At 61.6% G+C, this 25021-nt stretch carries 20 protein-coding genes; 12 read left to right on the top strand and 8 right to left on the bottom strand.

The features are described from left to right. The first annotated feature begins 171 nt into the window (after nt 1-171). From ACYVHC_RS19395 to ACYVHC_RS19340, 12 genes are all read left to right on the top strand, one after another. The gene (locus ACYVHC_RS19395) at nt 172-1614 is read left to right on the top strand and encodes an amidohydrolase family protein (protein WP_460615460.1); all 1443 of its coding nucleotides are present in this window, start codon (nt 172-174) and stop codon (nt 1612-1614) included. Between the two features lie 85 nt (nt 1615-1699). Continuing rightward, the gene (locus tag ACYVHC_RS19390; protein WP_460615459.1) at nt 1700-3226 is read left to right on the top strand and encodes a L,D-transpeptidase scaffold domain-containing protein; all 1527 of its coding nucleotides are present in this window, start codon (nt 1700-1702) and stop codon (nt 3224-3226) included. A gap of 508 nt (nt 3227-3734) precedes the next feature. Continuing rightward, nucleotides 3735-4556 (top strand): universal stress protein, encoded by an 822-nt coding sequence (locus ACYVHC_RS19385; RefSeq protein WP_460615458.1) that lies wholly within the window; start codon nt 3735-3737, stop codon nt 4554-4556. A 188-nt stretch (nt 4557-4744) separates the two neighbouring features. Next, nucleotides 4745-5623: a universal stress protein gene (locus ACYVHC_RS19380; RefSeq protein ID WP_460615457.1), complete on the top strand. Its 879-nt coding sequence runs from the start codon at nt 4745-4747 to the stop codon at nt 5621-5623. 304 nt (nt 5624-5927) lie between these two features. Then, nucleotides 5928-6356: a globin family protein gene (locus ACYVHC_RS19375; protein ID WP_460615456.1), complete on the top strand. Its 429-nt coding sequence runs from the start codon at nt 5928-5930 to the stop codon at nt 6354-6356. An 80-nt stretch (nt 6357-6436) separates the two neighbouring features. After that, a complete protein-coding gene (locus tag ACYVHC_RS19370) occupies nt 6437-9088 on the top strand; it encodes a cation-translocating P-type ATPase (RefSeq protein WP_460615455.1) in 2652 nt (883 codons plus the stop codon). A gap of 439 nt (nt 9089-9527) precedes the next feature. Continuing rightward, nucleotides 9528-10964 (top strand): BON domain-containing protein, encoded by a 1437-nt coding sequence (locus tag ACYVHC_RS19365; protein ID WP_460615454.1) that lies wholly within the window; start codon nt 9528-9530, stop codon nt 10962-10964. A 68-nt stretch (nt 10965-11032) separates the two neighbouring features. Further along, complete coding sequence (locus ACYVHC_RS19360; RefSeq protein ID WP_460615453.1) at nt 11033-11287, top strand: YtxH domain-containing protein; 255 nt, start codon at nt 11033-11035, stop codon at nt 11285-11287. A 49-nt stretch (nt 11288-11336) separates the two neighbouring features. Beyond that, on the top strand, nt 11337-11792 hold the full coding sequence (locus tag ACYVHC_RS19355; protein ID WP_460615452.1) for an Hsp20/alpha crystallin family protein: 456 nt from the start codon (nt 11337-11339) through the stop codon (nt 11790-11792). 209 nt (nt 11793-12001) lie between these two features. After that, complete coding sequence (locus ACYVHC_RS19350) at nt 12002-12826, top strand: universal stress protein (protein WP_460615451.1); 825 nt, start codon at nt 12002-12004, stop codon at nt 12824-12826. Between the two features lie 243 nt (nt 12827-13069). Next, nucleotides 13070-13495 (top strand): spore germination protein GerW family protein, encoded by a 426-nt coding sequence (locus tag ACYVHC_RS19345; protein ID WP_460615450.1) that lies wholly within the window; start codon nt 13070-13072, stop codon nt 13493-13495. A gap of 95 nt (nt 13496-13590) precedes the next feature. Further along, nucleotides 13591-15372, top strand: coding sequence for an ABC transporter ATP-binding protein (locus tag ACYVHC_RS19340; protein ID WP_460615449.1), 1782 nt, complete (start codon nt 13591-13593; stop codon nt 15370-15372). Here the strand turns inward: ACYVHC_RS19340 and ACYVHC_RS19335 are convergent. From ACYVHC_RS19335 to ppsA, 8 genes are all read right to left on the bottom strand, one after another. Then, nucleotides 15362-16051, bottom strand: a complete 690-nt coding sequence (locus ACYVHC_RS19335) for an ABC transporter ATP-binding protein (RefSeq protein WP_460615448.1) — start codon at nt 16049-16051, stop codon at nt 15362-15364. The two genes, ACYVHC_RS19340 and ACYVHC_RS19335, sit on opposite strands and share 11 nt — an antisense overlap. 1 nt (nt 16052) lies before the next feature. After that, nucleotides 16053-17312 carry an ABC transporter permease gene (locus tag ACYVHC_RS19330; protein ID WP_460615447.1) on the bottom strand — a complete coding sequence of 420 codons (1260 nt, stop codon included), beginning with the start codon at nt 17310-17312 and terminating at the stop codon, nt 16053-16055. After that, on the bottom strand, nt 17309-18409 hold the full coding sequence (locus tag ACYVHC_RS19325) for an efflux RND transporter periplasmic adaptor subunit (protein WP_460615446.1): 1101 nt from the start codon (nt 18407-18409) through the stop codon (nt 17309-17311). Before ACYVHC_RS19325 ends, ACYVHC_RS19330 begins: the two co-directional genes overlap by 4 nt. An 85-nt stretch (nt 18410-18494) precedes the next feature. Next, complete coding sequence (locus ACYVHC_RS19320) at nt 18495-19481, bottom strand: MlaD family protein (protein WP_460615445.1); 987 nt, start codon at nt 19479-19481, stop codon at nt 18495-18497. A 177-nt stretch (nt 19482-19658) separates the two neighbouring features. Continuing rightward, nucleotides 19659-20432 carry an ABC transporter ATP-binding protein gene (locus ACYVHC_RS19315; protein ID WP_460615444.1) on the bottom strand — a complete coding sequence of 258 codons (774 nt, stop codon included), beginning with the start codon at nt 20430-20432 and terminating at the stop codon, nt 19659-19661. Nucleotides 20433-20763: 331 nt separating this feature from the next. After that, nucleotides 20764-21531: an MlaE family ABC transporter permease gene (locus tag ACYVHC_RS19310; RefSeq protein ID WP_460615443.1), complete on the bottom strand. Its 768-nt coding sequence runs from the start codon at nt 21529-21531 to the stop codon at nt 20764-20766. 5 nt (nt 21532-21536) lie between these two features. Further along, nucleotides 21537-22475, bottom strand: a complete 939-nt coding sequence (locus ACYVHC_RS19305; RefSeq protein ID WP_460615442.1) for a universal stress protein — start codon at nt 22473-22475, stop codon at nt 21537-21539. Between the two features lie 44 nt (nt 22476-22519). Then, on the bottom strand, nt 22520-24937 hold the full coding sequence (ppsA, locus tag ACYVHC_RS19300) for a phosphoenolpyruvate synthase (protein ID WP_460615441.1): 2418 nt from the start codon (nt 24935-24937) through the stop codon (nt 22520-22522). Nucleotides 24938-25021: the final 84 nt, after the last annotated feature.

Here is a 25021-nt window from a genome sequence, read left to right as displayed (position 1 = left end):
GCTTGCTGATGGCTCCTATGGCGCACAGCAATCCTGCTGAACAGCAGCCATTTACCTGATTTTTGTCATAGTTCTACCAGGCCTTGAGCCGTACCTTTATTCGAACAGTTCCCAGGCCAGGAGCGCAGTAAGTTTCCAGACCACTTGAGCTTACGTAGTAGAGCGCCAATTATGAAACAGGTTTTTGCCACGGTTCTGCTAGCCGGACTATCCCTTGCTCCAAGCCCAGGGATTGGTCAGCAGCTCAACTCACCCGCCCCTTCGGCCCCCGCCGGGTGCCTGGTGATTAGCCACGTGAATGTGGTAGATGTGACCGGCGAGCGGGTACTGCCCAACCAGACCGTGGTGGTACTGGATGGGTGCATTGTTTCAGTGGGAACCCGCCTGCCGGTGGGCCGGGCCGTGCAGCGCGTAGATGGCCGCGGCAAGTACTTGATTCCGGGCTTATGGGACAGCCATTCGCATGCCCTGGCTTCAGCCGCCGAAGATCGGCACGCGCTACCCCTGTACGTGGCCCACGGCATCACGAGTATTAGGGTGATAAACAGCGGCCGCACCCGCCCCGACTTGCAGGCAACCATCCGGGCCGTGGAAGCCGGCCAGCGGTTGGGGCCGCGCATTGAGTTGGCCGGCGCCAGCCTGGATGGCCCGCTTCCGTTTACTTCGGCCCAGGGAAAGGCCTGGGCAACTTCGCAGCTGCAAGACGGCTGGCGGGCCCTTCAATCGGCGGCGGGGCTTTCCTTAGAGGCCTACCTGGGCATAGCCGAAATCAGCCGGGCGTGGCGCGCGCCCCTGGTCGGGCCCATTCCCCAATCTGTTACCGCACAGCTAGCCCTGGAAGCCGGCCACAAAGTGGTGGAGCCCGCCGACCACCTGCTGCTCGCGTGCACCAGCCAGGAAGCGGACCTGGTCAGGCCCCCGAGCCAGCGCCGGACAGCCGCCAAGCCGGGTACTTTACCAGTTCACAGGCGGCCGTCCGGGCAGGCCATCACGTTTCAAAGTAGCCGCTGCACGCAATTGGGGCAAGCCTTGGCGAAGGCCACTACCTATGTAGTGCCCCTGCTCCGTGCCAGCGCCCCGCCCCCGACAGCAACGGCGGGGGCCGACTCACTGCTGGCCCGGTTGGTGCCCGCGGGGGTATGGGGCCAGTGGAAGCAGGCCCGGCAAAACCGGCCGGCGCCGGCCGAGCACCGGCTGGTTGACTCCTTGCGAAAAGCAATGGTCGCTGAATTTCAGCGCCAGGGAGTAGCCCTGCTGGCCGGCTCCGATGCGGGCTGGGCAACGCCCTTTTCCCTGCCCGGCCGCAGCCTGCTGGATGAGCTGGAGCAGTTGGTCGGCGCGGGCCTGACGCCCAGCCAGGCTTTGCAATCGGCCACCGTGCTGCCGGCCGCGGCTACGGGCCACCGCTACGATCAGGGCAAGGTGGAGGTAGACTTCCACGGAGACCTGGTTTTGCTCGACGGCAATCCGCTTGAGGACATCCGCAACCTGCGCCAGATCCGGGCCGTGGTGCTGCGGGGCCGCTTACTTGACCGTGAGGCACTGGGGGCGCTCATAACCGAAGCCGAAAAACTGGCCCGGCAAAGCCCGGCCGAGTCCGCTGCCGCCCGGTAAGTACGGGGCCTGGCGGGGCGCACTCTACCAGCAGCTGGCGCAGCCATAGCCTACTTCTTTTTTTCCGTTGCCTTACTTCCCCACTGTGCCCCCGTTCGCTCTTCTCTGGTTGCTTTTAGGCCTTCCCCTGCTGCTAACCGTTCCACGCTGCGGCACCGCTCCCCCTACCCCGACAGCCGAAGCAACCTCCCTGCCCCGGGATCTGCCGGCACCGTCCCCATCCGTAGCAGTTGTAATTCAGGCGCTGCTTGATACCACGGGCTCTACCCGGCAAAACCGCGACCATGACCTGGGCCTGCAGGCCGGAGAGCAGGTGCGAACATTTTATGGGCCGGACTACCTGCCCGCCTGGACTGAACCGGCCGATAGCCTCACCCCCGCTGCGCAGGCAGCTTTGGGGCTGCTGGCCCGGGCCACCCACTTCGGCCTGAGCCCGTCTTACTACCATTGGGCCCGGCTCCAGGCCCTGCGCGACTCCTTGCGGCACCCACTTGAGCCCTGGCAGCACGCCCGGCAGCAGGCTCAATTGGAAGTATACCTCAGTGATGCTGTCCTGCGCTTTATGAGTGATGTAATCCGGGGCCGGCTGCGCCCGTACACGGTCTCGGCGGGTGAAAAGGCAGCGGGCCACGTCCGGCAGCCGGCCACGGAGCTGCGGGCGGCCCTGCTAACGGGAACGGTACCCACCACCATGCTGGCCGGTCAGCCGAACCACCGCGAGTACCGGCAGCTGCAACAGGCCCTGGCCCAGTGGCTAGCCCGGCCCGCAGCTCCGGATTCAGCGTATTTTCAGCGGGTGCAGTACGAGCACGCGGCCCTGAACCTGGAGCGCTGGCGCTGGAATGCCCTGCCTCCCGACGCTGAGTATGTACTGATCAATATACCCGCCTTTGCGCTGCAGATGATACGTCAGGATACGGTGCGAGAGCTCCACCGCGTGGTGGTGGGCAAGCCGGAAACTCCCACGCCCACGCTCAGCAGCCGTATCACGCACTTCACCCTGGCCCCCGACTGGCACGTGCCCCGCTCCATTGCCACGAAGGAACTGCTGCCCAAGCTGCAAGAGGACGCTACCTACCTAAGCCGCAATGGCATGGCCCTCTACAACCTCCGGGGACAGCTGCTGGACCCCACCACCATTGCGTGGCGAAGCGTTACCAAAAAGAACTTCGCCTACGAAATAAGGCAGGCGGGTGGCTGCGAGAATGCGCTGGGCAACATCGTGTTTCGGTTTCAGAATCCCTACGCCGTGTACCTGCACGACACGCCCATGCGCCAGTTTTTTGAGCGCCCTGACCGGGCCCTGAGCCACGGCTGCATCCGGCTGCAGTACCCCATGCAGTTGGCCCAGTACCTGCTGCGGCGCGAAAGCCGGGCCCTGCGCTTGCCCACCGAGGCCGAATGTGCCCGCCAGCGCCTGCCCCAAACGATATGGCTGCACCAGCCCCTGCCGATATACGTGCGCTACGCTACCTGCGTGGCCGAAAACGGGCGCCTACGTTTTCTGCCCGACGTCTATCACCGCGACGAAGCCATCCGGCGCGCCCTGTTTGCCCCTGGCCCCGCTCCGGCACCTGCGGTCCTAAAGGCCGACATGACAAAAATCAGATAATAACCCAATGTTGGTCAGGGCATTACCTGGCGATTCTTTCGTCTTTTAGGACAGAAAGTTTTTCTGCTACCTCTCCTCAGACACCAAACCCCTTACGTCATGGTAACGCCCACCTTCGTGTTTTCGGTACTGCTGATTGCCGCCCTGGCCCTGACCAACATGCTTGTGCGGGATATGCACCGGCACCAGGCTGCCTAAAGGCATTCGGCTACTAGCCCACCCCTTTCAACTAAGCGCCTGAGAACTCAGCGCCTGCCATTGCGGCCCTACGGAGTGTGCCTTTAATTGATGCCGCTTCTGTGGAGAAGTTAATTTCTGCTCCCGACGATTGTGCCCTCGGCTTGCCGTTGTTTCGAATCCTAGTAGCCAGGCCAGTTAAGCAATACACAATGGCGGCTCCGGTGGTCACGCATACCAGGTTCAAGCCCGACTGCGGCCTGGTACCGGGCTTCCCTTTTAGAAGCTACTGTTGTCTTCCCGCCTTATCACAGCTTTTTTCCTGTATATTATGGCTACTTCCCTTGTTGTTTTAACCGACTTCTTTGCCGTTTCAAACCGCGCCCTATCCTACGCGGCTGGGCTGGCGGTACCCCTGAAGGCAGCGCTGGTGCTGCTGCACGTGCGCCGCGACGGCCTGCTGGCGCCCGATGAATACCATAGCCTGCATTCGCGGCGGGGCGAGCGAAAAACAACGCATGCGCTACAGCACCTGGCTGAAGAGCAGCCCGTGCCCACCGAAGTCGATATATCGGATGACTACCTGCCTGATGCCGTGCAAGCCGCTGTGCGCCACCATCATCCGCTGATGCTGGTACTGGGGCGGCCCGGCTCGGCTACCACTCCGCAGGAAGTGGTTACCAGCACCGCCATGGATCTTTTGCGCCACGCCCCGCACCCGCTGCTGGTAGTGCCTACCGTGGGCTGGGACATCTTTCCGCCCCGGCGCCTGCTGCTGGCCGTGGATGGCGAGTCCTTCCGCCTGTTTCCGCACCAGGATGTAATCCGGCAGCTGTTGGCCGCCACGCATGGCACCCTGGATGTAGTGCACGTAACCGACGAAGAACATGCCCGCTTGGAAACCGACGAGGTAATGGAAACCGTGCGCCAAAACGCCCTGGTAGATGAGTTGACGGAAAGCCAGGTACACGAGGTATCGCAACGCACTGTGGTGGGTGGTATTCTGCAGGAAGCGGGCCGCCTGGAAGCGGATATGCTCGTGGTAGTGGCTCGTCGTCACAGTCTGCTCGGCAGTTTGTTTCACCGCAGCGTTACGGCCCAGCTACTACAGGAAAGCCCGGTTCCGGTGCTGCTGCTGCCTGCCGAGGACTAGGCGCCAGGCAGGCCATAATGCCGAAATGCAGCCATAATACTAGGGACTGCTTCTGCCTTAACCGCCAGCCGACGCCTTCATAGTCCGTGCTTGGCACCAGGCAGATGCCAGGCGTTTGAATACCTACAAGCAAGGTTACCAGATTTTTATGGCCTTGGTGTTACCCAACTTTAGTTCGCTGCCGGATTATGCCCCTTACCCTCATTGTATTTGCTGGTTTCTATGAGGAAGCCCGCCACGCCGTGCGCTACGCCGACACCCTAGCCCAGGCGCTGTCGGCCCGCCTGGTCCTGCTGCACGTAAACCGGGCTTCTATATTCGACCCGTATGAGATGGTGGGCGAGCAATTTCGACAGGAGGAGCTGAACCGGCAAACCCTGGTGGCCAGCGCCCTGTACCAGCAGGCCGCGGAGCTGGCCACGCCGGCCACGGTAGAAATTGCCACCGACCTGCTGCCAACTGTTGCGGAGGAACTGGGGCGCCGTCATCATCCGGCGCTGTTTATACTGGGGCAGGCAGCTCCCGGCTCGGCATCGGCTGGCGTTGAGGCCGACTGCGCGGAACTACTGCGCACGCGGCAGTTCCCCGTGCTGGTAGTGCCGCGCACCGCCCCCAGCCAGGCGCTACCCAGCCGTTTGCTTATTGCCGCCGACCGCGAGCCGTTTACCCTGGAAACCAATTCGCTTCCCTTGCGCCAGATGCTGGCAAGGTTAGGCCGCCACCTGGTTGTAGCCCACGTGTCGGATACGGTGGTAGATGATGAGGGCTGCGGGGCGGCTCTGCATGCCGTTAAAGCTAGTGGCCTGGTGGATGAGCTGCCTTCGCCCGAGTTGCGCGGCTACGCGCACAAGCACTTTGAGGAAGGCCTGCTAGCGGCGGTGCAGGATACCCAGTCCGATCTGGTTGTGATGCTGGCGCGGCCGCGCAGCTTCCTGAGCGAGCTGTTTCACCGCAGTGTAACGGCCCGGCTGCTGGCAACCAGCCCCGTGCCCGTGCTGGTGCTGCCCACCGTTGCCGAAGGCGAACCAACCAGTGCGACCGGCCACCACAAGGCCGCGGCCCGGTAGCGTGTGCTTCCGGCAGACAGCTCACCACATCACGCAGAAGTAAGCACACGCAAACAAGCCGAAACGTGCCCCCCTGGCAAGCAGCGGCAACAGTTAGCTAAACGCGCACTGTTGACCTTGCTTTTCTTATCATTACTTGCTAACTATCAATTTATTAGCGCGCTTAAAGCGCAATATATCCTGATGAAAATCAGGTTTGATGATGATTATCATCACGGTCCGGCCAGGGTTTGGCGGCCACCTTTGCCCAGCACGCTGTGGTGCCTTGACTCCGCCAAGCAGCTTTCATTTTTACTCTTTCGGTATGTCGGCTTTCCTTGCTCCTGACTTGTCCTCCCCAGCGCAGCGCCGTCGCTTCGTGGCCCTTTTCACGGCCCGCGTGGCCGATGACGCGCTGCTCGGCCCTCTCTTCTGCCCTGCGAGCGGCCTGGCCTCTGTTGCAGCGGCCGGGCCCGAATACGCGTGGTGGGAGTTGGCGCTGACCGGGCATAGCTACTGTGGCCGCCCTAGCAGCCATTTCCGGCATAACCCACTCTCGGCGGCTCATCTGGCCCGCTGGTGCTACCTGCTGGATGACACCCTTGCTTTGAATTTCTCCGGTCCGCTCTCCCGGGCCGCAGGTGCCGCGCTCCGCAATATGGCCGCCATGGGCACGCACTGGCAGCTGGTCAGCCAGCGCCGGCCCGCCACTGTGAAAGCTCCGGCCCCCGTCAGCCGCCGCATGGCGGCCTAAAAGCTTTGGCAGCGCCACTCGCGCGGGCCGGCATGGTACCCGGTGGGTTCGGGCATCTGATTTACCAGACATTTGTTTCTATGCTCGTTGCCCCTGGCCCAGTTGAAAATAAGGCTGCTACGGCGCTTCCCCGCACGGGGCTCACCGAGGCCGAGGCGCAGCGCCGCCTGCTGCTAGATGGGCCCAACGCCGTGGAAACCGTGGCCGATGAAAGCTGGGTTCGCGTGCTGCTTCGGCAATTCCGCAGCCTGACGGTGGGGGTACTGGGCGGCGCGGCCGGGTTTTCGTTTGCCTTCGATGAGCGGGCCGAAGGCTACGCCATCCTGGCCGTTATTCTGCTTAATGCGCTGATAGGCTTCTGGCTGGAATGGAACGCCCAAACCTCCATGGCCGCCCTGCGGCGTCTGGGGGTGAGCGTGGCCCGGGTACTGCGCGACGGGGTGGTGCGGGCCGTTCCGGCCGATGCCTTGGTGGTCGGCGACGTACTGCTCGTGGAGGCCGGCGAAGTTATAGCCGCCGACGCTGAGCTATTTGAGGCCCAGCAGCTGCAGGTAAATGAGTCGTCGCTGACCGGAGAATCTATGCCGGTAAGCAAGCAGCTGGCCTCCCCTGACCATAAAGCGCCCCTGAGCGAGCCGGTTAACCGGCTGTTCAAGGGTACGGCCGTAGTGAATGGAACCGGCCGGGCCGTGGTGACGGGAGTGGGCAGCGCCACGCAGCTCGGGGTCATTACGCACCTGGTGCAACAAGCCAAACGCGCCGCTACGCCGCTGGAAGTAAAGCTCGAAAGCCTGGCCCGCCAGCTTATTTATATTACCATGGGGCTGGCGCTGGTGTTTGTGGTGGTGGGCCTGCTGCAGGGAGCCTCGGCGTACGTGCTGCTGAAAACCGCCATTGTGCTGGCCGTGGCCGCTATTCCGGAGGGTATGTCTATCGTGGCTACGCTGGCCCTGGCCAGTGGCATGATGCGGCTGGCTCGCCACCAGGTGCTGGTGAAACGGTTGGCTGCCGTCGAGACCCTAGGCAGCACCGATGTAATCTTCACGGACAAAACCGGCACCCTAACCCAGAACCGCATGGCCGTGCACACCATCTGGCTGCCAGAAGGCCGGGTGGAGCTGACGGACAGCGCTACCGATTCAACTGCTGACCCTCGCCTGAGCGGCCCCGCCTATCAGCACCTGCTGCGCGTGGCCGTACTGTGCAATAACGCTACCTATTCCTCGGCGGAGGTGGATGCTGCCCTGGGCGACCCGTTGGAGGTAGCCTTATTGTCGATGGCGTACAGCAGCCGGTTTGATGTAGATGCCACCCTAGCCGTGGGCCGCCTGGCCGAACAGCCCTTTAACTCCGACACCCGCCTCATGGCTACCCTCCACCGCCACCCCGATGGGCAGGGCTGGGTGGCCGTGAAAGGCGCGGCCGAGGAAGTGCTGCGTAATTGCACCCGCGTGCAAAGCCCGGATGGGTTGCGGCCGCTCACGGCCGAGGACCGGACTCTCTGGCTGGAGCGGGTAGAAGAGCTAGCCCGGGCCGGGCTGCGGACCCTGGGCCTGGCTTACCGCATCGTGCCGTCGGCCGGGCACCCGGACTGGACGCATGAGTTAAGCTGGCTGGGGCTGGTAGCGTTTCTGGATCCGCCCCGCCCGGAGGTAATTCCGGCCCTGGAAACGTGCCGGAAGGCCGGCATTCACGTTATCATGGTGACCGGCGACCATCCCGCCACGGCCCTCACGGTAGCCCGGCAGGTACATCTACCCCTCGACCAGGCCCAGAGCGTGATAAGCGGCTCGGAGCTGCCGGACCTGCTTGCTCACCCCAACGGGGCCGGACGGCTGCGGCTGCAGAACACGTCCATCTTTGCCCGCGTGAGCCCGGCCCAGAAGCTGGAGCTGATTGACCTGTATCAGCAGCAGGGCCATGTAGTAGCCATGACGGGTGACGGAGTAAACGACGCGCCAGCGCTGAAAAAGGCGGATATCGGGGTGGCCATGGGCCTGCGCGGCACCCAGGTGGCGGCGGAAGCGGCGGCGCTAGTGCTCCGCGATGACTCGTTTGCCTCCATTGTGACGGCGGTGCGGCAGGGGCGCATTATTTTCACCAACATCCGGCGCTTCGTGCTCTACCTCGTGTCGTGCAACTTAAGTGAAATCATGGTGGTGACGGCCGCCGGAGTGGCCGGGCACGGCATTGGGCTGCTTCCGCTTCAGATTTTGTTTCTGAACCTGCTCACCGATGTGTTTCCAGCCTTAGCGCTGAGCCTGGGCAAAGGCAGCCCGCAGGTGATGAACCACCCACCCCGCGACCCGCAAGGCCCTATTATGCGCCCCGGCGACTGGCGGCTGGCCACGGCCTACGCCACCCTGATGACGGTATTGCTGCTTATCAGCTACTTCGTCGCCCGGCACTACGGCCTCACCTCCCTGGCCGCCAGCAACAATATTCTCTTCTACGGCCTGGCCGTAGCCCAGCTGCTGCACGTGTTCAACATGGCCAGTGTGGGCACCGGATGGCGCCAAAACGATGTGCTGCGCAACCGCTACGTGTGGCTGGCCCTGGCATTATGTACCGGGTTACTGCTGCTCACGTATTTCGTGTCGCCCTTGCGGACCCTGTTCGGCGTGCAGCATTTAAGCCGGATTGCTCTCTTACTGATTTTGCTACCCTCCCTAGCTATGCTGTTGTTGGGCCAGTTGCTGGGCCTAGCCGTTTCCAAGTGGGCAAAGAACTAAGCATACCTAGTTAGTAGACTACGCTCTGACAAAGATCATCCTTCCCGGTTGACACTCGTCATGGGAGCGGACCGGAATTTTACCGTCCTTTATCACTATATAATTTTCTGGTTTACAACATATTATCCGCACTACCCCGGACCACAGGACCCAACTAGCGTCCGTGCTCTTTACCCCTGTATGGTACGTGCTGCTGGTGTACCCCGGGTTGTGGCTGGCACTAGTTCTAAGCTGCCCTGATAAGGTGCTTACGGCGGGTTGGCTTCTGCCCCGCTCGCCAGCCGATAGAACTCACTAGCAGATTATTGGCGGCTGATTCGGGCTCCATAGCCCAGCTTTAGCCCGCTGCCCCCTCCGGCAGCAAACCGGAGTCAGGGCCGCTATGACAGCTAGTGGCGGCTGCTTTGCTTTCCGCTGCTCCCTTTCTCTTCCCGTAGCCATGAACCTCCCCGAAACTCGCAGTGCTGCTCTCCTGCCGCGGGAGCTATCCGACGAGGCCATTACGGCGGCTATTGAACAGCTGTTTGCCCTCAAGCGTGGGGTAGCCACTGCTTGGCTGGAGGTAAGCACGGAGCAGGGCATTGTTACGCTTGCGGGCTTCACCGACAATCTGTTGTCGGTGGCCCGGGCCGAGGCCATTGCCCAAACGGTGCGGGGAGTACGGGGCGTGGTCAACAAGCTGGAAATACGCACTTCTGAAGTACCTGATAACCAACTCGTAAGTGAAGTAGAGGATGCCATGGCGGCCGATCCGGCCACCGCTTCGTACCGCCTGACCTGCCGGGCCCAAGCGGGCGAAGTGGAGCTGCGAGGCGGCGTCCGCACCTGGGCCGAGCGCCAGTTGGTGCTGCGGGTGGTGAAAGCGGTGAGGGGGATCCGGCGCCTCACGGACCGGATGCATTACATGGAGAGCCTGCCCGCCCGCCCCGATGCGGAACTGGCCACCCAAATCCGGGAGCTGCTTCGCTGGAATGTGCGGATGCATGCCGGGTTGGTACGCGTGGCCGTGTTCCAGGGCAAGGCCACGCTGAGCGGACTTGTGGGGAGTGCCGCGGAGCGCAGCATAGTGGTGGGCACTGCCTGGACGGTGGGCGCCTTGCAGGTAGATAGCCAGGAGCTGCGCGTGGAGCCCGGCGCGCCGGACCAGGAAATACGGCAGGACACCTACGCCTATCACCCTGACGCGGCAGTGGCCCAAGCCATCCGCGACACCTTTTTCTACGACCCCCGCGTGATATCCTCAGAGCCCACCATACTAGTAAAAAGTGGCGTGGTAACGCTGAGTGGTACCGTAAGCAGCCTAGCCGCCAAGGTGGCCGCCGAGCAGGATGCCCGCGGGGTGGTAGGAGTCAGGCTGGTTTCCAATGAGCTGCACGTACGCCCCACCCATCCCAAGGAAGACCCCTTCATAGAACTGCGCGTGCGCGCGGCGCTGGGCCGGGACCGGTTTGTCGGTCAGCTTAACCTAGGCGTACAGTCGTGGCAGGGCCTGGTCTCGCTCACGGGCAGCGTGCATACGCAGTTCCTGCGCGACCACGCCGAGCAGGTAGCCTCCGGAATTAATGGGGTGGCGCAGGTGCTGAACCACGTGCAGGTGCTACGCTCCTGGGCCCCAACACCCGATGCCGCGGGCCGACCACTTTCTCAGGTAGCGAGCCCTGATGAAGCCCTGGCCAGGGCTATAACGCAGCAGATGGCTTGGAACGTGTTTTTGCACAATCAGGACGTGCAGGTTGCGGTCCGTGACGGGCACGTAACCCTGCGCGGCAACGTCGAGGCCTGGCACCAAAGTCAGGTAGCCATCCGCAGCGTCTACGCCGCCGGAGCTGCTCAGGTAAGTAATTCTCTCGAAATCAAAATGCCGGCCTCCCGGTAAGTGGCCGCGGGTATTTTTCGCCCTGGTCCGCCGAAGTCTGATTTGCTACCCGTAACGCCTTTCCCACCATGAAAACATTCACCAAACCTTCTATTCCGCGCCAGTGGTTGCCCGCTTTCGGCTTTGGCGCGGCAGCAGGCCTAGTAGCCACCATGCTGTGGGCGCCCGCCTCGGGCCACACCACGCGCCGCTCGGTGCGGCAGTGGCTACGCACGGGGCCCCAACCCAAAAAGCTCCGCGCCACCCCGCCAGCGACCACGCCCAACCCAGGAACCTTCCACGACTTATCCAACCAACCCGACCACTTGCTGGCTAACCTCTAGCGGGCCATCCAGCCAACTCTTTTTTTCCACCTTTTAACCGTTTATCGCCATGGCCATCCAGAAATATCAGGACCCGTTTACTGATGTGATGCCCAGCAGCTTTAGCACCTTGCTGGACCGCTTCTTTAACGACACGGTTGCCACGCGTGGGCAGTGGAACACCTTTTCACCCACCGTCGACACCTACGAAACCGACAAAGGCTACGATATTGAAGCGGCGCTGCCGGGCCTGAAGCAGGAAGATGTTCAGGTCAGCTTTGAACAAGGTCGCCTTACCATTTCGGGGGAGCGCAAGTTCAAGAATGAGCGCAACGAGCGAAAGTACCACGTGGTAGAAACGTCTTACGGCTCGTTCCAGCGCTCCTTCCAACTGCCCAACGCAGCCGACCCGGGCAAGATTGACGCCACCTTCGACAACGGCGTACTGCACGTGCACGTGCCCAAAGGCGGCCATCAGCCCACCCAGCACCAAATTCCTATTCGCTCCGGACAGAACGGAAAATAGCCTTCCTAAGGGGCGGCGGGGTAGCGGAGCTTATGCTACCCCGTCGGCCCGCTCGGCTTTTTACCAGCTGTTTTCAAGCACTCGCGGTAGTACCCTAGCAGCTTGAAACGCTTGATTACAGTTGGTGGCCCAGCCCGATTTCCGGCCGCTACTGCGGCTGAATTTCTTGCCTCACTGCCGACACCTTGCCGGTGTAACGACCCTAGCCCATGCACCCTTCACTGGTAGTTCTCACTGATTTTTCGGCTGCTTCTGAAACCGCGTTATCCTACGCCGCGCACCTGGCCCAGAAGCTCAGCGGCCAGCTCGTGCTGTTGCACGTGTATCAGGATCCGCTGCTGGAACCCGAAGCCGCCATGGTTACGGTACCCATGATTATGGCCAACCGGGAGCAAGTGCTGGGAGAAATGGCCCAGCTAGTCCGTGAACTGGCAATTGAAGCAGAAACGGAGCTTTCGGTTGACACTCTGCGTGATACGGTGGCAGAGGTTATTCAGCGCCGCCGTTCGCTGCTGCTGGTGCTCGGCCGCGATAAGGAAGACGCATTGATTGACCGGCTAATCAGCAACCAGGCCGTGCCGGTGCTGCAGGCCTCTCACTACCCGCTGCTGCTAGTACCCGAGGGCTGGACCGATAGGGAGCTCCCACGCCGACTGGTGGTGGCGGCGGATGCGCACTCGTTTCAGTTGTCGGCACCGTCGCTGGCGCTAGCGGCGCTTCTGGAAAAATGCCACCCTAGTACCACCGTGGTGCATGTAACGCCCGGCTTCGGCCCCAGCCACGCAGATGTGGGCCTGGCCTCCGTGCAGCGCACCGGCCTGTTTGGCCCGCTATCCGGCAACAGCCTCTACGAAGTGTGCGAGGAGGCGCCGGCCGACGGCATTCTGCACGCGGCCGCTGAGCTGCAGGCCCAGCTGCTGGTGGTGCTGGCCCGGCCCCATTCTTTTCTGGGCGCGCTGTTTCACCGGAGCGTCACGGCCCAGGTGCTGCGCCGCAGTAAGGTGCCCGTATTGGTGCTGCCCACCACCGCCTGATTTCGGCCGAGTCCTCCAGTAGAAGCCTCGTGATGGTCACTACCCCACCGTAATTCGCAAACCGGCTAAGCGCTGGCCCTTCGGCAGGCGGCGGCCGGTGAACGGGTGCTATCACAGCCCGGTCACTTTCGGGCGGTATTCCTGCCTACTCTACTAGGCTTGCAACCGCGCCAAACCCTTCCTCCCTCTTACCAAATACATCCTGAAGCATCCGCTTCGCCCCCCTCATCCTCACTTCACATCATGACTCCAACTACCCCGCTCCCTACCGGAAAAATTTTGGCCGAAATGCCTGCCCCAGATTCCGCAACGGCTGCTACCTCCCCACCTTCGCTGGTTGAGCGCCTGGCCCAACTTCTCAGTAGCTCGGTCACGGCCCGCACGGTATACGGCGAGGCCGTATCACACGAGGGCGTAACGGTGATTCCCGTGGCGCGGGCAATATATGGTTTTGGGGGCGGCAGCGGCACTGGGCCCAGCGCCCAGGGCGGTGCCGGCAGTGGCGGTGGTGGTGGCGTCAGCATCACGCCGGTAGGCTTTATTGAGCTGAAGGAGGGTAGCAGCCGTTTCCGGCCCATCCGACCTTCGGTGGTGCCCATTGTAGCCGTGAGCGGCGTGGTGGCCCTGCTGCTGTTGCGGGCCGTACCCAAGCTGCTGCGGTCCCGCTAAGCAGCCTTGCTACCCTAACCCCGGCAGCAACTAGCTGCGTGCTGGCTATCAGTCCATATTGCCCTTGAACATCACTTACCTACGGTCCAGCCGCCATGAGCATTTGGCAAATTATCCGGCGCCTGATTCCGTACGTGAAGCCGTACCGCGCCCTGGTGGCCGGTACGCTGCTGCTCACCTTGTTGGGTGCGCTCCTGGCGCAGGTGACCCCCTTCGTGCTGCGCTACACCGTGGATACGGTACAACGGCTGTTGCACGAGGGACGGGGCCTAGCAGCCGGTATACCGCTGCTGCTGGGTATCAGTGCCATTTTGCTGGGCAAGGAGGTTATCGGGGCGGGCCTGAATTATGGGCAAAGCTACTTTGGCGAGGCTATTCGGGTGTACGTGTCCAGCACGCTTTCCCAGGATGCTGTGCGGCGCATTCTCTCCTACCGGCTGGGCTTTTACGCGGCCGGCAACAACCAGACCGGCCGCCTGCAAACCCGCCTCGATAAAGGTGTAGATGCGCTGATGAAGCTGGTCCAGGACCTGTTTATTGATATTTTTCCGCTGCTGGCCAATGCCGCCGTATCGCTGGTGGTCATGTTCACGGCCAGTTGGCGGGTGGGGCTGGTGGCCCTGGCGGTGCTGCCCGTGTATTACGGGCTGAGCTACCGGCAGGCACTCCAGCTCAGCAGTGTGCGGCGCGACCTCCGCCACCTTAAGGAAGACAAAAACCACGGCCTGCTGAACCTGATGGAGTCGGCGGTGGTCATCAAAAGCTTTGTGCGCGAAGGCTACGAGGAAGAAAAGCAGAACCGTCTGCAGCAGGAACTGCGCGATTCGCAGCTGCACATGCGCAAAACCAACTTCCTCTACAATGGCCTCAAGTCGTTGGTAGAGCAGCTGGGGGTAGTGGCCATTGTGGTGCTCACAGCCTACCTGGTGCTGGGCGGCAAGCTGTCCATTGGGGCTATCATGTTCAACATCATGCTGTTTCACAACGTGTCGGCCCCTATCCGGCAGCTGCACCACATGTACGATGAGCTGAATGAGGTGCACACGTACTCCGAGGCGTTCTTTGAGATGCAGGACGCCCCCAACGCCGTAGAGCCATCTGGGCCCTTGCAGCCAACGCAGCTGCGGGGCACCTTTGAGCTGCGCCACGTTGACTTTGCCTATCCCAGCGGCACCCAGGCCCTGTTCGATGTAAGCCTGACCATAGAAGCCGGCAAAACCACTGCCCTGATGGGTTTGAGCGGGGCTGGCAAAAGCACCATCATCAACCTGCTCTGCAAATTCTACGAGCCCCAGCGCGGGGAAATCCTGCTTGATGGCCACCCCCTCGCCGACTACAACACCCACGCCCTGCGCGAGCACATTGGTCTGGTGCTCCAGAAAAACCACATTTTCAAGGGCACCGTGGAAGAGAATATCCGCTACGGCAACCTAGCGGCCACCCCCGAACAGCTGCAGGACGCCGCCCGGCTGGCTCACCTGCACGAGCAAATCAGGCAGCTGCCCGAGGGCTACCAGACCGATGCCCAGCAGCTTTCGGGTGGGCAGCAGCAGCGCATTGCCATTGCGCGACTGTTTTTGAAAAACCCACCCATTATCTTTCTCGACGAGCCCACGGCCTCCCTCGACGCAGTGACTACCGAGCAAATTAAGGCCAGCCTCGACGCCCTGAAACAGGGCCGCACGGTGGTTATCATCTCGCACAGCCTCTCCCAGATTGTTGACGCCGACCGCACCTATGTGCTGGAGCAGGGCCGGGTAGTGGAAAACGGCATGCACCAGGAGCTGTACGAGCAGGGCGGTGCCTACCGCCGTATCTTCGACGCCTCCGCCCGCAGCCTCAATCTCGAAAAACTGGCCCGCACGCTCACCTACTAAAGCCGTTAAGAATGCGCCCGTCCTCCATTTCGATGATGCGGTGGGTTTTGGCGGCAAACTCATTGTCGTGCGTCACGATGAGCAGGGCCTGCCGATAGGTTTCGGCCAGCTCCTTGAAAATGTCGAAGACCACCTCGCCGTTTTTCTTGTCGAGGTTGCCGGTGGGCTCATCGCCCATGATGATAAGCGGGTCGTTGATCAGGGCCCGGGCAATGGCTACGCGCTGCTTCTGGCCGCCCGAGAGCTGGTTGGGCTTTTTGAGGGCTTCGGATTCTATGCCCAGGATCTTCAGCTTTTCGTAGGCCCGGTGCTCGATTTCCGGGCGCGTCAGCTTGCCCAGCTTTTCACCGGGCAGCATCACGTTGCGCAGCACCGAAAACTCGTTGAGCAGATAGTGAAACTGAAACACGAATCCGATTTGCTCGTTGCGCACCCGGGCCAGCTCCGCTTCTTTTTTGGCTTGCATGGGCACGCCGTCAATTAGCAGGTTGCCTTCGTAGGCCGTGTCCATGGTGGATAGGATGTAAAGCAGGGTGGATTTGCCGCAGCCCGACTTGCCCACTACGGCGGCAAACTCGCCCCGGCCCAGCGCAAACGTGATGCCGTGCAGCACCTGCACTCGCACGGGGTCATCGAAGTACTTGGTAATCTGGCGGGCTTCGAGGGCGGGCGTTTCCATCTTACTTGCCCCGGATAATGATGACCGGATCAATCTGGCTGGCCTTGCGGGCCGGGAAAAACCCCGCCAGATAAGTGGTAACCAGCGAGAACACCGCCCCGATGGCGTAGAATACCGGGTCGAAGTTAACCGGGTAGGTTTGCACCCCGGGCAGCGAGGCCGGGTGGAAGGGCACCCGCGAAATCAGGGCCGAAACGCCGAACCCCAACAGCAGCCCCACCGCCCCGCCCGACAGCCCGATGGACAGGGCCACCGCCACAAACAGCCGCCGCACATCAGCCCCCGCAAACCCCACGGCCTTCAGAATGGCGATGGTGTCCATCTTCTCGTAAATCATCATGTTCAAGATGTTGAAAATCCCGAAACCCGCCACAATCAGCAGGGTAACGCCCACGGCATACGATATCAGCGTGCGGATAAAAGTACCGGTTTCAAACTCCGAGTTGGCCGTCTGAATGTCCAGGGCCTGCACCTCATAGCGCTGTGCGTATTCGGGCGCCAGCCGCGGGGCCAGGGTGAAGTCATGGATCTTCACCTGAATGTCGGTGATGTAGTTATTGGCCTCGCCGAGCAGCTTCTGGGCCGTGGTCAGTGAGGTGTAGCTCTGCACCTTATCAATCTCCAGCAGGCCCGACTGGAACAGGCCTACGACCTTAAGCTGCACGCGGCTGCCCTTGACGGTGGTGATTTGCACCACGTCGCCCACGCCCACCAGCATCAGGTCGGCGGCCGCTTTGCCGAGGATAATGCTGTTAGCCACAGTTTTGAGGCTGAGCGGATTGCCGGCCACCACGTAGCTGCCGAAGTCAAAGAGGCGGTCTTCCTGCTCCACCTCAATGCCGCTGATGGTGCCGGTGAGGTTAATGGTGCCCACGTTATAGAACACCTGGGCCTGGGTTTTGGGGGCCACGCCGCGCACCCGTGGGTCCTGGCGCAGGGCCGCAATGATGGCCCCGGCGTTGCGAATGCGCGGCAGCTCGTCGCTGGGCTTGATGGAGCGGATGAAGTTGTGCTGGCGCTGGCCCCGGGTGTAGCGGTCAATGGGCTGCTGGGGAGCCGGCTTCACCTCGTTGTAGAGGCGCACGTGGGGGGTGCGGTTGAGCACCAGCCCATCCAGGAGCTGGTTGAGGCCCGACATGAAGCTGAGCAGGGCTATGAACATGGTGATGCTGAACGTGACCCCGATGGCCGCCACCAGCGTCTGCCGCCAGCGGGCCAGCAGCAGGGAAAGTGCTACGTCGTAGAGCAGGGGCAGCTTCATGGGGCGGGAGCCGTGAGTTCATCGGCAGGGGTGAGGCCCGCGAGGATTTCCACCATCTGGTAGTCGCGCAGGCCCGTTTTCACCCGTACCAGCTGCCCATCAGCCTTGCGCACCATGGAGTCGTCGACCAGATATTGGCGCGGAATCAGCAGGGCCCGGGGCTTGGTTTGCAGCACAATATTGGCCTCGAAGCTTACGAATGGATACAGCACCGGCGGAGGCTGCACAAAAGCGGCATCCACCTGAAACGTGCGGCTGCCGGTGTTCATCATCGGTGAGATGGTAGTAACGCGGGCCCTGAATACCTGGCCCTTGTAGCTATCCAGGGTTACTAATACCAGCTGGCCGGGCCGGATTTTCACGATATCGGACTCGTCTACCTGCATTTCCAGCACAAAGTGACGGGCGTCGCCGAGCAGGGCCAGGGGCGTTTGTGGGGTTACGGCTTCGCCCTTTTCGCGGTAAAGCTGGTACACGAGGCCATCAATCTTGCTGCGCAGCACAAAGTCGCCGGCCTGCTGCTGGGCAATCTGCAGGTTTTTGCGCGCCTGCGCGGCGGCAAAGTCGAGCTGCCGCTTAAGCGTTCGGTAGTTAAGCACGGCCGCTTCGTAGGCCGTTTTGGAGCTAGCGTAGGCGAGTTCCCGCTGCTCCAGCGTCTGCTTGGTGCCGATGGACTGTTGCCAGAGCCGACGCTGGCGGGTGAGCTGCAGCTCATCGTTGAGCATGGTGCGCCGCTGCAGGGCAATGCGCTCCCGCGCCTCTTGCAGCTGGCTTTGGTTGGCAGCTACCTCGGCGTAGCGGGCGGCCAGGGCAGCATTTTCCTGGCTAAGCTGCTGCACGTCGTTGGCTATGGAGAGCAGAGGCGTGCCAACCCGCACCGAGTCGCCCTCGCGCACCAGTACCTGCTGGATAATGCCGCCCACGCTGGCAAAGGCCTGGTACTGTCGCCCGCTTTTGACCGTGCCCGCCGCATACACCGACTCGGAAATGGCCGACCACACCGGCTTTATCCGCTCGGACTTTTCCCGGCAGCTGGCCACCGTCAGAATGAGCAGCAGAAACCGGTGCACGGAAAAAATAGAGAACAAGTAACGCATGGGGCACCTAATCACGGAGATAAGCAAGCAGGTGCTACGCTGCTAACTGTAGAGAGGGGTATGACTTCAGGCGATACTGGGGCGGCTATGGCACCACGGTACGGGCGGCCTGCTCGCGGATTTGTTTTTTCTGCTGGCGGCGCAGGTAGCCGCGCAGCAGAAAGTTGTGCTGCAGGGCCTCCATACTGCGGTTAAAGCCCGCCGTTCCTTCCGCTACGTTGTGCATGGTTTGCCGCAGCTGGCGGCTGGCAGCAGTATCAGAAAGCAGGGTGTGCATGGGGCCGGCCCCGTTGTTTACCTGGCTTTTGAAGCCTGCGAGGAGGGCGCCCAGCGTGTCGGAAGTGCTGGCCAGCTTGCGGGAAGCATGGCCCAGCTGGCCGGCCATGGTGGTATCAGTAAGCAAGTAGCCTAGTGGGCCCCTGCCCTGCCGTACCCCGCCGGTAAGGGTGGCTACATCACGCGAGGCCTGGCCCAGCTGCTGCGTGGCCCCGGCTACGTTGCGCAGACTTCGGCGCATGTTGTCGGCCAGCTGCTGGTCGTCGAGCAGGGCCCAGAGGGCGTGGCTGCTGTCGAGTTTACCGGTAACCTGGCGCAGATTCCGGGTGACGCCCACCAGGTTTTTGCTGGAGACATGCAGCGTACCGAGCAACTCATCCATACTGGTGGGCTGGCGCGTGCGCAGCACGTCGCCGGGCTGCACGGGCTGCGCCGGACCCGGGCTGGCTGAAAGATTGATGATGGTGTTGCCCACTAACCCATCGGTGCCGATAGTAGCCACCGCGTTTTTGCGCACGAAGCGCTGGGCGTCACGGTTCAGGTTCAGGACCACGCGGACGGTACTGTCGTTGAGCAGTTGAATGTTGCGCACGGTGCCCACCGTGATACCACCCAGCCGCACATTGTTGCCCGTGAGCAGGCCCGATACATTGCGGAAATCGGCCATTACCACGAAGCTGCGGCTGAACAGGTTCTGCTGCCGGCCCAGCAGGTATAGTGTCACGAGCAGACAGGCCAGGCCTACCACCACGAACAGGCCTAGCTTCACATGATTTCCAGTTGAGCGTTCGGGCATGGCGGTACGTAGTAAGGTATTGGGAAGAGGCCGGCCCTGCTCCGCTGGCATCGGGCTTGGTTGAGCAGTTCTAGTTCAGCCTTAAACTGACAACTATAAATAACTAGCATACAGATTTTTATCAACCCTAATCATCGCCGTTACCTGGTTTCAATCTGGGACGGGGCTAGCAACTAATCAGGCGAAAAACTCGTGCACAGTGGGGTCTGGGTTGGTTGACAGCTGCGCATACGTTCCCTCGGCGTAGCACCGGCCGTCCACCAGCAATACTACCCGGTCGGCTACCGAGCGCACGCAGTTCATATCGTGTGAGATGATCAGGGCCGAGGTATGGTATTTCAGCTGCACCTCTCGGATCAGGTGGTCGATTTCGCGGGCCGTCACCGGGTCGAGGCCGGTGGTGGGTTCGTCGTACAGGATAATTTCAGGCCGCAGAATGAGGGTGCGGGCCAACGCAATGCGCTTGCGCATGCCGCCCGAAAGCTCGGCGGGCAGCAGCTCAGCCGTATGGCCCAGGCCTACATCCTCAAGCGCCTGGCGCACCATGGTTTCTTCCTCTTCCGGGCTGTGGGCCAGCCAGTGGCGGCGCAACGGAAACAGCAGGTTTTCGCGCACCGTCATGGAGTCGTAGAGGGCATTGCTTTGGAAAAGAAATCCGACTTTGGCGCGCAGCCGGTCCATGGCTTCGTGACTGAGGTCAGCTACATCCTGACCCAGCACCGTAATGCGGCCGTCATCAATGGGCAGCAGGCCAATGATGCATTTAGCCAGCACCGACTTGCCTGAGCCCGACTTGCCCAGTACCACCACGTTTTCGCCCTGAAACACCGTTAGGGAAAAGTCACGCAGCACGTGGTTTTCGCCAAAGGATTTGCTTACGTGGCTAACCGTAAGCACTGCCTCCGCCGAAACGGGCGCTAGCGATGGCTGTATGAGGGGCTCGACTTGCATGGCTGGATAAAACGTGAGGCTGGCAGGTTAAAAGCGGAGCATATGCCAGGCGCTTGCTCCGCAGTACTAGGTGGCCCAAGAGCTCAAACCCCGGTTGTACTAGGTACTCAAAGGGTACCAAGTGTGGATGTTAGCCAAATCTCCAGATAGAAGCACTTATATAACTGGCCTTAAAGAAGTTGGCAGAAAAGCGGCTATACTTTGTCATAAGACCTTGAAAAAGTTTGACTTTCATTGTACCGGTTAAACTGGGCCTTAAAGTCTTGTTGATACGCCAAACCAACATACTTCACCAAGCTCAGCAGGGCGATATAGAGGTTTCAGACGCAACCTAGTTGAGGCCCAACAGACCGGTAATCTGCACTGCCAGCAGGTCCAGAATAAAGATAACCAGGGAAGACACCACTACGGCCGAGTTAGCGGCCTGCCCCACGCCTTCGGTGCCTTTGTTGGAATAATAGCCTTTGTAGCAGCCGACTACCCCAATAGCAAAGCCAAAAAAGAAGGTTTTAAGCACAGCCGGTACCACATCGCCGAAGGTGAGACGGGTAAGGATGTTGTTGGTGAACAGGGCCAGGGTGGTTACGCCCCGCACGTTGATTCCCAGGTAGGAGGCGTACAGGGCAATGGCATCGGCCAGAATGGTCAGGATAGGGAGCATAAGGGTGGTGGCCAGCACCCGGGTGACGACCAGGTACTTAAACGGGTTGGTGCCCGAGACTTCCATGGCGTCAATCTGCTCCGTCACGCGCATCGAGCCCAACTCGGCCCCAATGCTGGAACCGATTTTACCGGCGAAAATCAGGGCCGTGATGATGGGCCCCATCTCCCGAATGATGGTCAGGCCCACCATGGCGGGAATCCAGGATTCGGCCCCGAACTGCGCCATGGTGGGCCGGCTTTGCAGGGTGAGTACCATGCCCATGATAAAGCCCGTGATGCCCACCAGCGGCAACGACTGGTAGCCGATAATGTAGCACTGGTAGAGCAGCTCCGGCACCTCATAGCGCGGACGAAATCCTTCGCGGAAAAAGCGACCGGCAAAACGCGTCAGGGCTCCCGTTTCGGCCAGCAGCGGACTTTTTAGTAGTGGTAGCATAGCGTTCAGGCCCGGGCCATGGTTGCGCCCGCTACCCCGGCCAGCCCAGCACCCGCCAGCAGCGAGTAAAAATAGGTCAGCCCATCAACCGATTTGGGTTTAAGCGCCGGCGCGGGTACCTCGGCAATGGGCAGCAGGAGCGTGGGCACCAAGCAACTACGCACCACATGCGCCGCCACCCCGCCCCCTACCATACTACTGACCAGGCTCCGTGGTCGGGTCAGCAACACCAGCAAATCAGCCTGAATATCTAGCGCCGCCTGTACAATGCCGTTACTGCAGGATTGCCGCTGCACTTCATAGGGCAGGCAGTGAATGGAAGGGGGCACCAGGCCGCTGCGGTACACGGCGGCTACGGCCCGCTTTACGCCCAACCCGCCCGGCGGAGCTACATGCACCACGCTAAAGGCAGTGGGCCAGCTGCTCAGCAAAGCCGGAGCCACCGCTGCGCCCTCAGTTAGCTGAAAGTCCTTACCATCCGCGGCAATTGCCACCAGTTGAGGCAGCCTGGGGTCCGGGTTTGCTTCCTCGGGCACCAGCAGCACCGGCAGGCCGGAGTCGCGCAGGGCCGGCAGAACCTGGTTAAACCAGATGGTATCTGCCAAATTGTGCTCGGCGACGGTGCCCAGCACCAGCACCGCCGGCTGCCAGCGGCTGACCAGCTTCGTCAGCACCGCGGCCACGCCCTCTACGGTTTCTTCTACCACGGCCGGGGCCGGCAGCTCCTCGGCCAGCTGCTGCAAGGCAGTTTGCGCCGTCTGCTCCTGCAGCAAGTATTCCGCTGACATGGCCGCCGCTCCTAACTCGGGCTCGGCGGGCAGCGCGGGCGCCAGCGGAATAAGCACAACCTGCCCCTCCGTAGCCGAAGCCAGCAGGGCTGCGTACCAGGCGGCGCGCTGGGCCCTAGGTGATAAATCCGTAACAACCAGGAAAGAAGGCTTCATAACGAGCGGCAGTTAGGCGGGAGGCGGACGGCAACGGATATTAGCTAGTGGGGCAAAGCAGTCACGGCGGTTAGTTCCTGCTCGGCCTGCACCATGTTGGCCATGCCCGTAAGCAGCGCATCGGGCGTGAAGGAGATGCTGTCAATGCCCTGCTCGACCAGGAAGCGGGCAAAATCGGGGTAGTCGCTGGGGGCCTGGCCGCAGAGGCCAATGGGACGGCCGCAGGCTTTGGCGGTTTGGATAACCTGGGCCAGCAGGCGGGTAACGGCGGGGTTGCGCTCGTCAAAAAGCGGGCTGACGATGGCGGAGTCCCGATCTATACCGAGGGTAAGCTGGGTTAAATCGTTGGAGCCGATGGAAAAGCCGTCGAACACCCCGGCAAAATCCTCCGCCAGGATTACGTTGCTTGGTATTTCGGCCATCACATAGATTTCCAGGCCGTTACTACCCCCGCGCGGCAGGCCAAACTCCTCCATCAGCTTCACCACCCGGCGGCCTTCCTCTACGGTGCGGCAGAACGGAATCATGGCCTTCACATTGGTCAGGCCCATGTCGTGGTGCACCCGGTGCAGGGCCTGGCACTCCAGCCGGAACCCTTCGCGGTACTGGGAGCTGTAGTAGCGCGAAGCCCCGCGGAAGCCCAGCATGGGATTTTCCTCCGCGGGCTCAAACTGCCGCCCCCCGAGCAGGCCCGCGTATTCGTTGGTTTTAAAGTCGCTCATGCGCACGATAACCGGCCGCGGATGAAAGGCCGCTGCTACTAGGCCAATTGCCTGCGCCAACTGATCGACAAAGTACTCGGGCTTGCTGGCGTAACGGGCCGTGAGCTGTTCAATTGCAGCCCGGGCCTGCGCATCCTGCAGGGTATCAAATTCCACCAGCGCCATTGGGTGAATGCGAATAGCGTTGTTGATGACAAACTCCATGCGCATCAGGCCCACGCCCTGGCTGGGGTAACGGGCGAGCTGCAGGGCCCGGTCAGGGTCCGCCAGGATAAGCATGGCCTTGGTGCGGGGCCGCACCACGTGCTCCAGGTCCAGGTCGGTTTCGTTCCAGGGCAGCCGCCCGGCAAATATTTTGCCCGCGTCTCCTTCGGCGCAGGACACGGTAATGAGCTGTCCGTCCTGAATTTGCTCCGTGGCGTTCAGGGTGCCTACTACGGCCGAGAGGCCCAGCTCCCGCGCCACAATGGCCGCGTGGCTGGTGCGCCCGCCCTTGTTGGTGACGATAACCGACGCCTTTTTCAGGATGACATTCCAATCGGGGCTGGTACTATCCGTCACCAGAATTTCGCCGGGCTGCAAGCGGTGCCCTTCGGCGGGCGAGGCAATCAGGCGGGCCACGCCGGCCACAATCTGGGTGCCGACGGCTTTGCCCGTGGTAAGCAGCGGGCCCGTGCCGAGCAGGTGGTACTCGTGGAGCTGCAGGGCCTGGCGGCCGTGGTGAATGGTTTCGGGGCGGGCCTGCACGATGAACAGCTCCCCCGTTAGCCCATCTTTGGCCCACTCAATATCCATGGGCATTCCGTAGTGCTCCTCAATCTTCAGAAACCAGCGGCCCAGCTGTTCGGCCTCCTGGTCGGTGAGCACGAAAGCGGCCCGTTTATCCGCTGGCGTATCGGTGTTTTCAATGCCGGTAGCGCTGGCCCGGGCATCCTGGAGGTAGCGCATGGTTTTGGCCTTGTCGCCTAGCTTCCGCATTACCAGCCCGCGTTGGCCCCGGCGCAGGGACGGCTTGAAGAGGTAAAACTCATCGGGGTTAACGGCACCCTGCACCACATTTTCGCCCAGGCCCCAGCTGCCGGTCAAGTACATAAGCTGCTCATGACCGGTTTCCGGCTCAATGGTGAAGGCCACGCCCGCCGAAGCCAGATCCGAGCGTACCATGCGCTGCACCCCCACCGACAAGGCCACCTGCAGGTGGTCGAAGCCGTGCTGCAGCCGGTATTTAATGGCCCGGTCGTTAAACAACGATACGTAGCACTGCTGGCAGGCCTGCAGTACCGCTGCCTCGCCCCGCACGTTCAAAAACGAATCGTGCTGGCCCGCAAAGCTGGCCGTGGGCAGGTCCTCGGCGGTAGCGCTGCTGCGCACAGCTACCGCCAGCGCATCGGTGTGGCCATCACTCAAGGTCCGGTACGCCTGCGCAATGGCTTCCTGAACTGGAGTCGGGAGCGTGGCCGCCTGCAGCAGGGCCCGGGCCTGCGCTCCTAGGGTTTGGATATTGGTGAAGTCCTGCCGGTCTACCTGCGCCATAAGGGCCGATAGCGGCTCGCGCAGGTGGTTTTCATCAAGAAACAGCCAGTAAGCGGCGGCCGTGGTGGCAAAACCGTCGGGCACCCTGATTCCCTGGGGCATCAGGTGCGTAAACAGCTCGCCCAGCGAAGCGTTTTTGCCACCTACCCGTGCGACCTGCTGATTATCAAGCTCCCCATAGCGGAGGGTAAACGGCTGTTGCTGCATGAGCTGGCGGATAAAAGTGGAGTGTCGTACAGGGATTCATGCGGCGGGCGTAACAGCCCATTATCCCATTCTGCGTTACCTAGG

Source organism: Hymenobacter seoulensis (genome assembly GCF_054780535.1).
This window is presented reverse-complemented; position numbering and strand designations above follow the sequence as displayed.

What these genes read in the sequence shown, in the direction of transcription:
- ACYVHC_RS19395 (WP_460615460.1), top strand. Translation starts at nt 172, where the DNA reads ATGAAACAGGTTTTTGCCACGGTTCTGCTAGCCGGACTATCCCTTGCT.
- ACYVHC_RS19325 (WP_460615446.1), bottom strand. Translation starts at nt 18,409, where the DNA reads ATGCGTTACTTGTTCTCTATTTTTTCCGTGCACCGGTTTCTGCTGCTC.
- ACYVHC_RS19365 (WP_460615454.1), top strand. Translation starts at nt 9,528, where the DNA reads ATGAACCTCCCCGAAACTCGCAGTGCTGCTCTCCTGCCGCGGGAGCTA.
- ACYVHC_RS19345 (WP_460615450.1), top strand. Translation starts at nt 13,070, where the DNA reads ATGACTCCAACTACCCCGCTCCCTACCGGAAAAATTTTGGCCGAAATG.
- ACYVHC_RS19370 (WP_460615455.1), top strand. Translation starts at nt 6,437, where the DNA reads ATGCTCGTTGCCCCTGGCCCAGTTGAAAATAAGGCTGCTACGGCGCTT.
- ACYVHC_RS19375 (WP_460615456.1), top strand. Translation starts at nt 5,928, where the DNA reads ATGTCGGCTTTCCTTGCTCCTGACTTGTCCTCCCCAGCGCAGCGCCGT.
- ACYVHC_RS19335 (WP_460615448.1), bottom strand. Translation starts at nt 16,051, where the DNA reads ATGGAAACGCCCGCCCTCGAAGCCCGCCAGATTACCAAGTACTTCGAT.
- ACYVHC_RS19360 (WP_460615453.1), top strand. Translation starts at nt 11,033, where the DNA reads ATGAAAACATTCACCAAACCTTCTATTCCGCGCCAGTGGTTGCCCGCT.
- ACYVHC_RS19330 (WP_460615447.1), bottom strand. Translation starts at nt 17,312, where the DNA reads ATGAAGCTGCCCCTGCTCTACGACGTAGCACTTTCCCTGCTGCTGGCC.
- ACYVHC_RS19320 (WP_460615445.1), bottom strand. Translation starts at nt 19,481, where the DNA reads ATGCCCGAACGCTCAACTGGAAATCATGTGAAGCTAGGCCTGTTCGTG.
- ACYVHC_RS19355 (WP_460615452.1), top strand. Translation starts at nt 11,337, where the DNA reads ATGGCCATCCAGAAATATCAGGACCCGTTTACTGATGTGATGCCCAGC.
- ACYVHC_RS19310 (WP_460615443.1), bottom strand. Translation starts at nt 21,531, where the DNA reads ATGCTACCACTACTAAAAAGTCCGCTGCTGGCCGAAACGGGAGCCCTG.
- ACYVHC_RS19340 (WP_460615449.1), top strand. Translation starts at nt 13,591, where the DNA reads ATGAGCATTTGGCAAATTATCCGGCGCCTGATTCCGTACGTGAAGCCG.
- ACYVHC_RS19315 (WP_460615444.1), bottom strand. Translation starts at nt 20,432, where the DNA reads ATGCAAGTCGAGCCCCTCATACAGCCATCGCTAGCGCCCGTTTCGGCG.
- ACYVHC_RS19385 (WP_460615458.1), top strand. Translation starts at nt 3,735, where the DNA reads ATGGCTACTTCCCTTGTTGTTTTAACCGACTTCTTTGCCGTTTCAAAC.
- ppsA (WP_460615441.1), bottom strand. Translation starts at nt 24,937, where the DNA reads ATGCAGCAACAGCCGTTTACCCTCCGCTATGGGGAGCTTGATAATCAG.
- ACYVHC_RS19350 (WP_460615451.1), top strand. Translation starts at nt 12,002, where the DNA reads ATGCACCCTTCACTGGTAGTTCTCACTGATTTTTCGGCTGCTTCTGAA.
- ACYVHC_RS19380 (WP_460615457.1), top strand. Translation starts at nt 4,745, where the DNA reads ATGCCCCTTACCCTCATTGTATTTGCTGGTTTCTATGAGGAAGCCCGC.
- ACYVHC_RS19305 (WP_460615442.1), bottom strand. Translation starts at nt 22,475, where the DNA reads ATGAAGCCTTCTTTCCTGGTTGTTACGGATTTATCACCTAGGGCCCAG.